Below are 13,033 nucleotides of genomic sequence, written 5' to 3' on the forward strand. Positions count from 1 at the left end.
CCTAAGAAACAGCCTTTAATTTTTTGATGGTCTCATGCGATAGTTTTTCCTCTGCATAAGCCTTGGTAACCTTGAATTCCTTTTCCTCGCTACTCGGCAGGGTAAACATGGCATCGGTGAAAACGGCTTCACATAGTGAACGCAGTCCTCGAGCGCCCAATTTATACTCCACTGCTTTTTCCACGATATAGGTCAAAGCCTGCTCTGTAATGCTGAACGTAATACCATCCATGGAAAACAGCTTTTCGTACTGTTTTATAATGGCATTTTTGGGTTCAGTAAGAATGGCCCTCAAAGTTTTTGAATCCAAAGGATTCATATGGGTCAATACGGGAAGTCGACCTATAATCTCTGGAATCAGACCAAATTCCTTTAAATCTTTAGGAATGATATATTGAAGGATATTTTCGTTGTCCAATCTGTCTTCCGCTTTGGAAGCACTATATCCAACGGCCTGCATATTCAATCTTTTGGTAATGATGCGTTCAATACCATCAAAGGCACCCCCGGCAACAAAAAGAATATTCTCTGTATTTACTTCGATAAACTTTTGATCCGGATGTTTCCTTCCTCCTTTTGGTGGAACGTTAACTACCGTACCTTCGAGCAGCTTTAAAAGGCCTTGTTGAACTCCTTCACCTGAAACATCCCTCGTAATGGATGGATTATCACTTTTACGGGCGATTTTATCTATTTCATCAATAAAAACAATACCTCGTTCCGCTTTCTCCAAATTATAATCGGCTGCTTGTAGCAATCTTGTCAAGATACTTTCAACATCCTCACCGACGTATCCGGCTTCGGTCAAAACAGTGGCGTCAACAATGGCCAAAGGAACATTCAGCATTCTGGCAATGGTCTTGGCAATAAGGGTTTTTCCTGTGCCCGTTTGCCCTACCATTACAATATTGCTCTTTTGAATCTCTACATCATCTTCCTTGCCCTTAGGCTGTAATAGCCTTTTATAGTGGTTGTAAACGGCAACAGACATTACCTTTTTGGTACGCTCTTGTCCAATCACAAATGTGTCCAGAAAATCTCTGATCTCGACGGGTTTTTTCAAAACCAATTCTGAAGAAAGATCCTGATTTTTGGATTGTTTGGACTCCTCTGCTACAATACTATGGGCTTGTTCTATACATCGATCACAAATATGGGCGTCAAGACCAGCGATAAGAAGGTTGGTCTCGGGCTTTTTTCTACCACAAAAAGAACATTCCAAGTTTTCCTTTGCCATATAAACATTTAAAGTTCAACCACTAATAACGTAAAAAATATGTGTTTTGTTTGCTATTAGCGACCTTTTTTTGACTTCTTAGTTCGGTTTTAGGACTTGTCCCTTACCAAAATTTCGTCAATCATACCGTATTTTTTGGCCTCCTCGGCCCTCATCCAATAGTCACGATCACTATCCTCATAGACCTTGTCAAACGACTGTCCTGAGTGATTGGCTATGATATGATATAATTCGTCTTTTATTTTCAGTACCTCTTTGGCAGCAATTTCAATATCACTTGCCTGTCCTTGTGCGCCAGATAAAGGTTGATGGATCATCACCCTTGAATGGGAAAGTCCACTACGCTTACCTTTTTCACCAGCGCATAAAAGTACTGCTGCCATTGATGCGGCAATACCAGTACAAATTGTGGCCACATCAGGTTTGATGAACTGCATGGTATCGTAAATTCCGAGACCGGCATAAACACTTCCACCTGGTGAATTGATGTAGATTTGAATGTCTTTTGAAGCATCAGCACTTTCCAAAAAGAGGAGCTGCGCTTGGACTATGTTTGCTACTTGATCATTGATGCCAGTGCCAAGAAAAATAATTCTGTCCATCATCAACCTGGAAAAAACATCCATGGCAATGGCGTTCAACTGTCTTTCTTCAATGATATTTGGGGTCATGCCCACTGGGTGCATACTACTTACAATCTGGTCATAGTACATGCTGTTTATCCCGTGATGCTTGGTAGCGTATTTTTTGAATTCTGTTCCGTAATCCATAGGATTTTCTTCGATTTTGCTTAAAAAAAAGGTGCCGAAAACTAAGCTTTTCGGCACCGTAAAGATACTTAATTTTCTTTTAGCTCGATCTAGCTATAAGCCTCCTTAACAAAGTCATCGTAGGTAACCTCTTTTACCTTGAGGTTAGCATGTTCCTTGTAAAAGCTAAGCAGTTTCTGGCTCATCAGCTGCTCGGAAAGCCTTTTCACCTCGTCTTGATTGCTCATTACGCGAGCAGCAATATTCTCAAGCTCCTCTTCTTGAGGATCTAAATGTCCATACTGCGCCATTTGTGATTTGATAAATCCTTTGGCGAATTCCTTTAATTCATCGAACTGAACCTGAAGGTCATTTTCTTGGATGATCTTACCTTCGATAAGTTGATAACGAAGGCCTTTTTCCGATTTTTCAAACTCTTCTTTGGCCTCGTCATCTGATAGTGGATTTTCACCACTTACCTGGATCCATTTTTGAAGGAATTCTGTAGGAAGGTCAAATTTGGTATCGTCAATCAATTTTTCGGTAATATCGTTCAACAATTTTTGGTCGGATTGCTGCTCGAATTGCTTTTCTGAATCTTCCTTGATCCTATCCTTAAGTTCTTTTTCTGATTTTACATTGTCCTTTCCGAACAACTTGTCAAATAGCTCTTGGTCAAGGGCCGCTGGTTCGCGCTCGTTGATTTCCTCAATCGTAAAGGTAACATCTACATTTAGGTTATCCGCTTTTTCGCGATTGATGCCCAATGTGCTGGACAAAAGATAATCTTCTTTAAACAGGCCTTTTGTTTTTAGCTCAACTTTGTCGCCCACTTTTTTGCCTAGAATGGAGTCCAAAGCTTTTTTGCTCTTTACCTTATCTAGCTCAATGGTGGTTTTGTTCTCTATTTCTTCAGTCTCGTTGGTAAAGGTACCGGTAATCTCGTCGGATTTGCCAGCCTCTGTTTTGGATACCAACTTCCCGTATTGCTTTTGGATACGATCTACCTGCTCCTGAACCATTTTTTTGTCAGCAACGATTTTGTATTGGGTGACCGCTTTTCTGGTCTTTACTTTTACCTCAAAACTTGGCGCAAGTCCCAATTCAAATTCAAAATCGAGGTTGTCGTTATCCCAATCAAAATCTTCTTGTAGCTTGGGCAATGGATTACCCAACACATCCAATTTTTCTTCAGTAAGGTACTTGTTGAGATTGTCTTGCAACAATTTGTTCACTTCATCTACCAAAACAGCCTTGCCATACTGCTTCTTAATAAGCCCCATGGGCACCTGTCCTTTGCGAAAACCGGGAATATTGGCCTGTTTTCTATAGTCTTTCAGGATTTTCTCTACTTTGTCTTGATAGTCATCCTTGCTAATGGCAACTTTTACAACTGCATTTAGCTCGTCAATCTGCTCTTTTGTGATATTCATCTACTACCTAATTTGCTATTCAAAAATGGGTGGCAAAAGTAATGCATTTTCTGAAGGACAGCAACTTTTTAAAACATTGAGTGCCAAACAAAATCAATTCTTTTTGTCCTCTTTGAAAATAGAGTGCAAAATGGATTGCAAAAATGACAACAAGAGACTGAAAATTATAGCCCACCAGATGCTGGCTACCTCAAATCCTTGAATGAAATGTGCTGCAATTAGAATGATGATCGCATTGATGATCAAAAGGAACAAACCTAAGGTAACAATGGTTATTGGTAAGGTTAATATGATCAGGACCGGCTTCACCAAAAAATTTAAAATTCCCAATACCAAAGCGACTATTATAGCTGTTGTGGGCGAATCGACACCTACACCAGGCAAGACATACGATAGTATAACAACAGCGACCGCGTTCAGAAGAAGTCTTAAAATAAGTTTCATAAGCAAGAAAATTTGAAAAAAGAAAGGCACCGCCTAAACGGTGCCTAAAATATAGTGAATTTAAGTAGTGTTTTCTAATCGATATAGAGCCCAGTAAAATCCAAAGGATTGACCCCGGGCAGATCAGACCCAAATTTTTCATTTATTGCTTCGATGAAGGCATTCGCTAAAATGGCATATCCTCTTGGTGCAGGATGGACACCATCCAAAGAGAAACCGCCCCCTGTGGCGAATGTAGAAGTCACAGTACTTCCATCGGCCAATGGAAGGCCGTTTGCATTTAATTCGCTCAGCAATGCGTTGGCATCTACAAGAGCCAAATCAAATTGTGTGGCCAAGGCCGAAATAGTGGCATTGTAAGCGGTTAATGCCGTACCAATGGCAGTTTGCTCTTCTGGAGTCAAAACCCACTGATCTTCCAAAGGATAGGTGATTCCGTTCACGGACAATTGTCCTGCGGTTACCGGATCAACACCAAGACCCTGTAGCATGGCGAAAGCATCCTCATTTAGGGTAGCGATGGTACTACTGCTGGTCAATACCAATAAATCATTTTCATTGGACTGACGTGCCTGCCCATACAATAACCCTGTTACCGTTGCTGTGCCAGGGTCAACACCTACACCAATTAAAGCTGCCGTTATCGCTGCTGATAAATCAGGTAAATCTTCATCCTTTATGATTACGGAACTAGCTGCAGACTCCGAGAAGGTAAATTGTCTTTCAGGAACTCCCAAAGCTTGAAAAACCTGATTTAGCCCAGCAAATTGAGCATTTAATACAGGGATTTGAGGTCCGAAAGCAGGATTCGTAGGGTCTAACGGAGCGAATGGCACTGTTGTAAAGAAAGGGATATCCGTTACATTCGGAATATTGGCGATAACCCCATCTGCACCCCCAGCGGTCATTGCCGTAAGGATTCCGCTTAAAGAACCGGCAAAAACGTTAGGGTCTGTAATATCATTTCTGTTATAGGTAGCAGGATTCAAATTTCCTGTTTGATCAACCCCTGAACCTCCGTTGGTAGCATATAATAGGATGTCATTGGCGCCAATCCAAGCGGAGAAAAAAGTTGCTCCTTGAACAGATGCGTCTCCAATAACAGTCGCCTCTTCCGCTGAGGAAAAACGGGCAAAATATGGATTTGCGGTTCCCAATGCCACACCGGCTACGCTACCGTAACCCGGGGCCAACAATTCATAGCTTTTGGCACCTGGAATTCCATAATTATTAAAAGAGCCCGTAAGCTTATTTGAAACTTCCGTGCTCCCTGCACCTGTAACTGGAACGGGCGCGGGACCGTCGGGTAAAAAGGCCAAAATCAATCTATTTCCACTTATCGGATTTCCACCAAGTGTCATTCCTCCTAAATTGTCCGCCATAAATGGAATTTCAAAGGCTCCACCTCCGACCAAAGCGAAATTCGACGCCAACATATTGGGTAAAGAAGCTTCTTGACCAGCCTGGAAAAGTGCATTATCTGAAAAACCTGCAGTCAACGAGTTACCTACAGAAACATATTTCGAAAAATTGGCTGAACCAGCTGTATAAACTACCGGATCCGGGTCTGGTGTAACAATTGGAGTTTCATCGTCTTCACATGCAATCAAGAACAACCCTAAGAAGGGGAGTAGGGCATATAACTTTTTCATATTCAAATCTGTTTGAGTTAGCTTAAGTTAGATTTATGTTCAAACCGGTATTCCCAAAACTAGGTGAAATTTGTTATACAGGCAATAAAATGGGCAAAAAAATTATGCATGCATAATAAAAACGTAGGAATTTTATGAATTTAGAAATTGAAGCGTCTTTTCAAAAAACTGCTTGGGGTTTTCGGCATGAAGCCAGTGTCCGGCGTTGGAAACCGTATCGATTTCGGCATTTGGAAAATGTTTTTTGATTTCAGGAAAGTCGTTGGACAGAATATATTCGGAACGGTCTCCACGAAGAAAAAGCGTTGCGCCTTCGTATTTGGCATTTGAACTTATGTTTTCCCCAATTTCATCCATTTTATCCTTAAGGATGTCATAATTGAACCTGAATCCCAATTTTCCGGGTTCCTCCCAATACAGGTTTTTCAAAAGAAATTGACGAATCCCGAACTCTGGCAGGTAGTTGGAAAGTACCTCATCTGCTTCCTTTCGGCTGGTAATCACGCTAAAATCCAATTTTCCCAAGGCATCAACTATGGGCTGATGGTGTGGTGGATAGTATTTTGGAGAAATGTCCGCAACCAGGAGCTTTGATATCCTTTCAGGTTCGGTTACCGCTAGTTGCATAACCGTCTTACCACCCATGGAATGTCCTATTAAACTAGCGGCATCAATCTGGTGATGATTCATATAACGAAGTACATCAGCACTCAAAAAATCATAATCAAAATCGTCGGAATGAAAACTTTTCCCATGGTTGCGCTGGTCAACCAAATGCACCTCATACCCATGTTGTGCGTATTGATTGCCCAATGTTTTCCAATTATCGGACATCCCCAAAAAGCCATGTAAGATGACCAAGGGTGTTCCTTCTCCTAGAATTTTAGAATGTAACAACTCCATTATTTTAAACGGTGTAAGTACATATTAACTACGTTTTCAATCCCCAGGTAAATAGACTCACAGATGAGCGCATGCCCTATGGAAACTTCCAATAATCCAGGGATGTTCTCCTTGAAAAATTTAATATTGTCCAAGTTGAGGTCATGTCCGGCGTTAATGCCCAGACCTATTTCATTTGCTTTTTTTGCGGCCTCGATAAAAGGTTGTATTCCTTCAGTTTTTTTTCCAAGTGCAAAATCATGGGCGAAGCTCTCCGTATAGAGTTCAATGCGGTCGGTACCCGTTGCGGCAGCTCCTTCCACCATTTCAACATTGGGATCTACAAAAATGGATGTTCTGATGCCATTTTCCTTGAATGTTTGAATCACTTCAACCAAAAAGCCTTTGTGTTTTATGGTATCCCAACCCGCGTTCGAAGTAATGGCGTCTTCAGCATCGGGCACCAGTGTTACCTGGGTCGGTTTTACAGCAAGGACCAAATCGACAAAACTGGGAATTGGATTCCCTTCAATATTATATTCGGTAGTCACCACACTTTTAAGGTCCCGAGCATCCTGATATCGGATATGGCGCTCATCGGGCCTTGGGTGAATGGTTATGCCCTCCGCTCCGAAAGACTCAATATCCACCGCTGATTTTAAAAGATTGGGCATATTGCCACCGCGTGAATTTCGCAAGGTTGCCAGTTTGTTGATATTGACACTTAGTTTTGTCATGTATTCCTATTTTGAACGTCAAAAATAAGAATTAGGCACGCCTTTTGCGATTTAAAATTAGTATTTTGCGCCTGAATAAATTGTTATGCAAATCCAGAATCAAATAATATCCACTGTTCCAATTTTCGAGGTGTCCGAGACTTTGAAAGAGGTGATCCAGTTTTTTGAGGAGACTACCTTTTCCCATGTGGCGGTTACAGAAAATGGGGTGTTCATTGGATTGTTGTCCGAGAACGATTTGGCCTGCTTTGAACCGGCCAAAAAGATTGAGGATTTTAGATTTGAACTGGAGACCTTTTTTGTGACCAAAGAGACCGCTTGGCTCGATGTGCTGGAAATGTTTTCTAGAAACGAGGCCAATGTGCTTCCTGTCTTGGACAAGGATGAGGTGATTGTTGGATATTATGATCTGGAGGATATTGTTTCGGTCTTTATCAATACACCCTTTTTCAGGGAGCCCGGAGGAATACTCGTGGTTTCCATAGGAATCAAGGATTATTCCTTTAGCGAAATCGCTCAGATTGTTGAGGGCAACAATGCCCGTTTACTGGGCGCTTTCATCACCGATTCACAAAATGACATTGTAGAGATAACCCTCAAAGTAGGTTCTGAAAATCTGAACGAGGTCGCCCAAACATTCAGAAGGTATAACTACAACATTGTTTTTGGCAATAGCGACGACCAGTTTTTGGAAGATTTGAAACAGCGGTCGGACTACCTCGAAAAATACCTTAACGTTTAAGATGAAAGTAGCTGTCTACGGACAAAGTTTTCAAGAACACGATAAAACCTATATCGTGGAGTTGCTAGAGGAACTCGAGGCAGCAAATGCTTCGGTATACATAGAAACCGGTTTTGAAAAACTTATTGCAGCTTATGTTGCTAAGTTTGATTTCGATACTTTTTCGCAAAATGAAGGCTTGGACTCCTCTTTCGACATGTTCATCAGTTTTGGAGGTGATGGTACCATGTTAAGAGCGGTTACTTATGTAAAGGATCTAGGAATACCTATTGTGGGAGTGAATACTGGGCGACTTGGATTTTTGTCCACTTTTAAGAAGGAAGAAGTACGTAGAGTGGTGACCGAGTTTACTGCTGGCAATTATAAAATTGAAGAGCGAAGTCTAGTGGAGGTTGAGGTAAATTCAGACCTTGATGAAATTGGGGAACTGAATTTTGCACTGAACGAGGTTACGGTGAGTAGAAAAGACACCACCTCCATGATAACCGTAGAAACGTATCTGAATGATGAGTTTCTGGCCTCATATTGGGCAGACGGATTAATTGTATCTACACCAACAGGGTCAACTGGATATTCATTGAGCTGCGGAGGTCCGGTTATCGAACCCACGGCAAAGTCTTTGGTATTGACGCCAATAGCTCCACATAATCTTAATGCAAGACCATTGGTAATTTCTGATGATACACAAATAAGATTGAAGGTTTCTGGACGGGAAGAAACACATTTGGTGTCGTTGGATTCCAGAATCGCGGATATCCCAAATGGCAAGGAAATCAGAATACAAAAATCAAATTTCACGGTTAAAATGATCGAGTACAAATCAGAGAGCTTCTTAAAAACACTTCGCAATAAATTACTCTGGGGCCAAGATAGACGTAATTGAACCCTTCAAAACAATAAAAGAAGCTAAAAACTGTTTAACAAAAGAGAACATTCTAACAGTATACCATATTGACTTTCCTTTACCTCTAATATGTTTAACTTTTTGATAGTATGCGGATAGTTCTGGCTATTATACTCTGCTGTGCGTTCAAGGTCAGTGCCCAGACGTATGAGATTGGTCTTTTTGCCGGTGGTGCCAATATGATAGGTGATGTGGGAAGGACAAATTATATCTTACCCTCTGGTCCTGCCTTTGGTGGGGTTTTTAAATGGAACAAGAGCAAAAGATACGCGTGGAGAGGAAGTGTGCTTTATGGAACATTTACCGCAGATGATTCAAAATCGAGTAAGGCTTCGCGAAGACAAAGACAATATAGTATAGATAATTCTGTACTCGAGTTCTCTGCGGGCTTGGAATTCAACTTCGTGGAATACAATCTACATAGGCTTGGACCCGCCTTCACACCCTATCTTTATACGGGTTTCACCTACTTCAGATACGATTTTAATTATTTTGATGCCCTACAAGTGCAGGATATTAACCAAAAAGACGGTAGTTTTGCAATTCCAATGACGGTAGGGGCAAAGTATCGTTTGAATCAGTTTTTGATTCTGGGTGTAGAAATTGGGGCTAGGTATACGTTTACGGACAATTTGGACGGAAGCAATCCCGAAGGATCCAATTTTGAGCAATTTAGATTCGGAAATGTATTGAGCGATGACTGGTATGTCTTTTCTGGTATTACATTAACGTATACCTTTGGGCGCAAACCTTGCCAGGATTGTTTTCAATAAAATGCACACATTAGAGGACGTAGACAAAGACAAACTTCCAAAACATATTGCTGTTATTATGGACGGCAATGGTAGGTGGGCCAAACAACGTGGCAAACTGAGAATCTTTGGGCACGAAAATGGCGTGGAAGCGGTCAGAAAGACGGTCGAGAGTTGTGCCAAACTACAAATTGAATATCTAACCCTTTACGCTTTTTCAACTGAAAATTGGAACAGACCAAAGCTTGAGGTCGAAACCTTAATGCGACTTTTGGTGACTTCGTTGCGTAAAGAATGGAAAACACTCCATAAAAATAATATTAAGCTCAAAACCATCGGAAACCTTGATTCTTTGCCAAAAAAGGCCCAAAAAGAGCTTTCGGAGGTCATTTCAAAAACTAAGGACAACACTGGAATGACGCTTACAATTGCTCTGAGTTACGGGTCCCGCGAAGAGATAAAAAGTGCGGTTAGGGAAATAAGCCTCAAAGTTAAAAATAGTATAATTTCACCTGAAAATATTGACGAAACGGTTATAAATACACATCTTTACACGCATTTTATGCCAGATGTTGACCTGCTTATCCGGACTAGTGGAGAACAAAGAATAAGCAATTTTTTACTTTGGCAGATTGCATACGCTGAATTACATTTTATTAACGTATTTTGGCCCGATTTTAGTGAACATCATTTGGTAGAAGCAATATTAAGTTACCAAAATAGAGAACGACGATTTGGAAAAACTAGCGAACAACTTAACTAAGGTTATAAAAAATACCACCCAACTATACTTACAACTACTCCTTCTTTTACTCTTTACGGGCCAAAGCTTTGCGCAGGACACCTCTTTCGAGAACGGTAAAGATTATATTTTAGGTGGACTTACGGTAACTGGTCTTCAAAGTTATAATGAACAAACCGTAAAAACTTATACCGGTCTTCGTGTGGGACAACCCATCACGGTTCCTGGTGATGAAATTAGTGCTGTCATCAAAAAACTCTGGAGCTTGGAGTTGTTCAGCAATGTTGAATTTTATTATACCAAAATCGAGGGAAATAAGATATTCTTGGAGTTGAATATTTTGGAGCGACCAACCCTTACCAATGTTACCGTTTATGGTGTGAAGAAAAGAAAGGTTGAGGACATCCTTAATGATACCGACCTTAAAAAAGGCAAAAAGATTACCGAAAGTTTAATTGCCAATACCAAAAATTACCTTCAAAATAAATACAAGAAGCAAGGTTTCCTTAATGCCAAAGTTACCATTGCCACTGCTAATGATACCGTGGGAGCCAATACCCAAAGTATGATTATCAATGTCAAAAAAGGGGATAAGGTAAAAATCAGGAATATTGTTTTTAATGGCAATGAGCAACTTACAGATAAAAGACTACAAAAGGCATTAAAAAAGACGAAGAAGAGAAAATTCTACCGCTTCTGGAAAAAGTCAAAATACATAGATGAAGATTACAAAGAAGACTTGTCCAGCTTGATAGATGCCTATGCAGAAAGGGGTTACAGGGATGCCCGTGTGTTGTCCGACACCTTTATTAAGGTGGATGAAAACAGTATCGATTTAAAGATTGATGTTGAAGAAGGAAACAAATACTACTTTGGAGATATCAATTTTGTTGGAAATTCGGTGTATTCTGATAGATTTTTAAGCCGAATTTTAGGAATCCGTAAAGGGCAAACCTATAATGGAGTATTGCTTAAAGAAAGAATTGCGGATGAAAGTAAGCCGGATGCTATCGATTTGACCAACCAATATCAAAACAATGGTTATCTCTTTTCAAGTATCAACCCAGTTGAGGTTTCAGCCATAAATGATACCATTAATTTTGAGATAAGAATTATCGAGGGTAAGGAAACCTTTTTGGATCATGTGACTGTTTCCGGTAATGACAAGACCAATGATCATGTGATTTTTAGGGAGTTACGTACTAAACCAGGTCAAAAATATAGTAAAGACAATATTGTAAGAAGTATCCGAGAATTGGGACAGCTTGGATTTTTTGATGCAGAACAAATAGCACCAGATATCCAAAATCCTGACCCAAATGCCGGTACCGTAGATATAAACTATAGTTTGGTAGAATCAGGTTCCAGCCAAATCGAACTTCAAGGAGGTTTCGGGGGCGGTGGATTTATCGGAACCCTTGGACTATCTTTCAGCAACTTCTCGCTTAAAAACATTTTTAATGGTGAAGCCTACAAACCTGTTCCTATGGGAGATGGGCAGACCTTCGCTTTGCGTTTACAGGCCAGTAGGACTTTTAGAGTATACAGTTTAAATTTTTCCGAACCTTGGTTGGGAGGTAAAAAACCTGTTCGATTCAATTTGTCCTTATCTAGAACACAACAATTTGCTACCAGCTTTAACAATAGAGGTAGATTTGATGTAGATCGCAGCAGGGGATTTGCAATTACAGGAATCTCAGCAGGTTTGGCAAAACGGGTTCAATGGCCTGATGATTTCTTTACTATTTCGCATTCCGTCGCGTATCAGCTTTATGATTTTAACAACTTCAACAACGGACTCTTTAATTTTGGTAACGGTAGCTCAAACTCATTGAGTTATACTTTGGGAATCTCAAGAAGTTCGCAAGGGCCAAGTAGAATATTTCCATTACGTGGGTCAAATTTTGAATTGACGGCCAAATTTACTCCACCCTATTCACTTTTTGGTAACAAGGATTTCAAAGAGATTCGCAATCAAATTGATGAAAAAACAACAAGACTTATTGAAATTGGAGGTCCAAACATTGGAACAGTTGAGGAACAGGCCGAATTTGTCACCCTCAGTGATGAAATCGAGAGCTTGGAAGAAGAGCGTTTTAAGCTTTTGGAGTTCTACAAGATAAAGTTCAAAGGAGATTGGTACACGAATTTGGTGGACAAGTTGGTGCTTCGTACCAATGCCGAATTTGGATTTTTGGGTAGTTATAACAACGACATAGGAGCTGTACCTTTCGAGCGATTCTTTGTTGGGGGAGATGGTCTTGGAAACTTTACCCTGGACGGTAGGGACGTGATTCAGTTGCGCGGATATGAGAACAGCTCATTGACCCCATTCAGCAGAAATGCGATTACCGGTCAGGATGAAAGGGACGGGGGTACGATCTATAATAAGTTCTCTTTGGAGCTTAGGTATCCACTGACCTTGAAACCCTCAGCTTCCATATATGCACTCTCATTTTTGGAAGCAGGAAACGCCTTTAACAATTTTAGTGAATTTAATCCGTTTCAATTAAAACGATCTGCCGGAGTGGGGCTACGTATTTTTATGCCGGCATTTGGTCTCTTGGGTATTGATTTTGGATATGGATTTGATACAGATGCGAATCCATCCTCTGTGGGACCAAGCGGCTGGCAAACGCACTTCATTATCGGTCAGCAATTTTAACTCTAAGAAAATATAGCTTTGAGTTTCAATAAATAGCTCATTTTGAATTAATTAGTTATTTTGGCACGATATTTTCTTTGTAAAAGCGGAATCA

12 protein-coding genes are annotated in these 13,033 nt (G+C 40.6%); 5 read left to right on the forward strand and 7 right to left on the reverse strand.

Annotated features, from left to right (window positions below; all coding sequences use genetic code 11):
* Position 1: 1 nt before the first annotated feature.
* The 7 genes from clpX to ACULLH_RS05715 all read right to left on the reverse strand — a co-directional run bounded on the left by clpX (position 2) and on the right by ACULLH_RS05715 (position 7,134).
* Positions 2 to 1,237, reverse strand: coding sequence for an ATP-dependent Clp protease ATP-binding subunit ClpX (gene clpX / locus ACULLH_RS05685; protein WP_454087752.1), 1,236 nt, complete (start codon positions 1,235 to 1,237; stop codon positions 2 to 4).
* Positions 1,238 to 1,326: 89 nt separating this feature from the next.
* Complete coding sequence (gene clpP / locus ACULLH_RS05690) at positions 1,327 to 2,007, reverse strand: ATP-dependent Clp endopeptidase proteolytic subunit ClpP (protein ID WP_454087753.1); 681 nt, start codon at positions 2,005 to 2,007, stop codon at positions 1,327 to 1,329.
* An 89-nt stretch (positions 2,008 to 2,096) separates the two neighbouring features.
* Complete coding sequence (gene tig, locus ACULLH_RS05695; RefSeq protein WP_454087754.1) at positions 2,097 to 3,419, reverse strand: trigger factor; 1,323 nt, start codon at positions 3,417 to 3,419, stop codon at positions 2,097 to 2,099.
* Between the two features lie 93 nt (positions 3,420 to 3,512).
* Positions 3,513 to 3,863: a phage holin family protein gene (locus tag ACULLH_RS05700; protein WP_454087755.1), complete on the reverse strand. Its 351-nt coding sequence runs from the start codon at positions 3,861 to 3,863 to the stop codon at positions 3,513 to 3,515.
* Between the two features lie 74 nt (positions 3,864 to 3,937).
* Positions 3,938 to 5,515, reverse strand: coding sequence for a G-D-S-L family lipolytic protein (locus ACULLH_RS05705; RefSeq protein WP_454087756.1), 1,578 nt, complete (start codon positions 5,513 to 5,515; stop codon positions 3,938 to 3,940).
* A 132-nt stretch (positions 5,516 to 5,647) separates the two neighbouring features.
* Entirely contained in the window at positions 5,648 to 6,418 is a 771-nt protein-coding gene (locus tag ACULLH_RS05710; protein ID WP_454087757.1) for an alpha/beta fold hydrolase, read from the reverse strand.
* Positions 6,418 to 7,134: a pyridoxine 5'-phosphate synthase gene (locus ACULLH_RS05715; RefSeq protein ID WP_454087758.1), complete on the reverse strand. Its 717-nt coding sequence runs from the start codon at positions 7,132 to 7,134 to the stop codon at positions 6,418 to 6,420. The genes ACULLH_RS05710 and ACULLH_RS05715 overlap by 1 nt, the downstream gene beginning before the upstream one ends.
* A gap of 85 nt (positions 7,135 to 7,219) precedes the next feature.
* Between ACULLH_RS05715 and ACULLH_RS05720 the strand changes: the two genes are divergently transcribed.
* From ACULLH_RS05720 to ACULLH_RS05740, 5 genes are all read left to right on the forward strand, one after another.
* A complete protein-coding gene (locus ACULLH_RS05720) occupies positions 7,220 to 7,876 on the forward strand; it encodes a CBS domain-containing protein (protein WP_454087759.1) in 657 nt (218 codons plus the stop codon).
* Position 7,877: 1 nt separating this feature from the next.
* Positions 7,878 to 8,759, forward strand: a complete 882-nt coding sequence (locus ACULLH_RS05725) for an NAD kinase (protein WP_454087760.1) — start codon at positions 7,878 to 7,880, stop codon at positions 8,757 to 8,759.
* 110 nt (positions 8,760 to 8,869) lie between these two features.
* On the forward strand, positions 8,870 to 9,553 hold the full coding sequence (porG, locus tag ACULLH_RS05730) for a type IX secretion system protein PorG (protein WP_454087761.1): 684 nt from the start codon (positions 8,870 to 8,872) through the stop codon (positions 9,551 to 9,553).
* A 1-nt stretch (position 9,554) separates the two neighbouring features.
* Positions 9,555 to 10,295: an isoprenyl transferase gene (locus ACULLH_RS05735; RefSeq protein ID WP_454087762.1), complete on the forward strand. Its 741-nt coding sequence runs from the start codon at positions 9,555 to 9,557 to the stop codon at positions 10,293 to 10,295.
* On the forward strand, positions 10,267 to 12,939 hold the full coding sequence (locus ACULLH_RS05740; protein ID WP_454087763.1) for a BamA/OMP85 family outer membrane protein: 2,673 nt from the start codon (positions 10,267 to 10,269) through the stop codon (positions 12,937 to 12,939). The genes ACULLH_RS05735 and ACULLH_RS05740 overlap by 29 nt, the downstream gene beginning before the upstream one ends.
* The last annotated feature ends 94 nt before the right edge of the window (positions 12,940 to 13,033 follow it).

The organism is Flagellimonas sp. 2504JD4-2 (assembly GCF_053642935.1).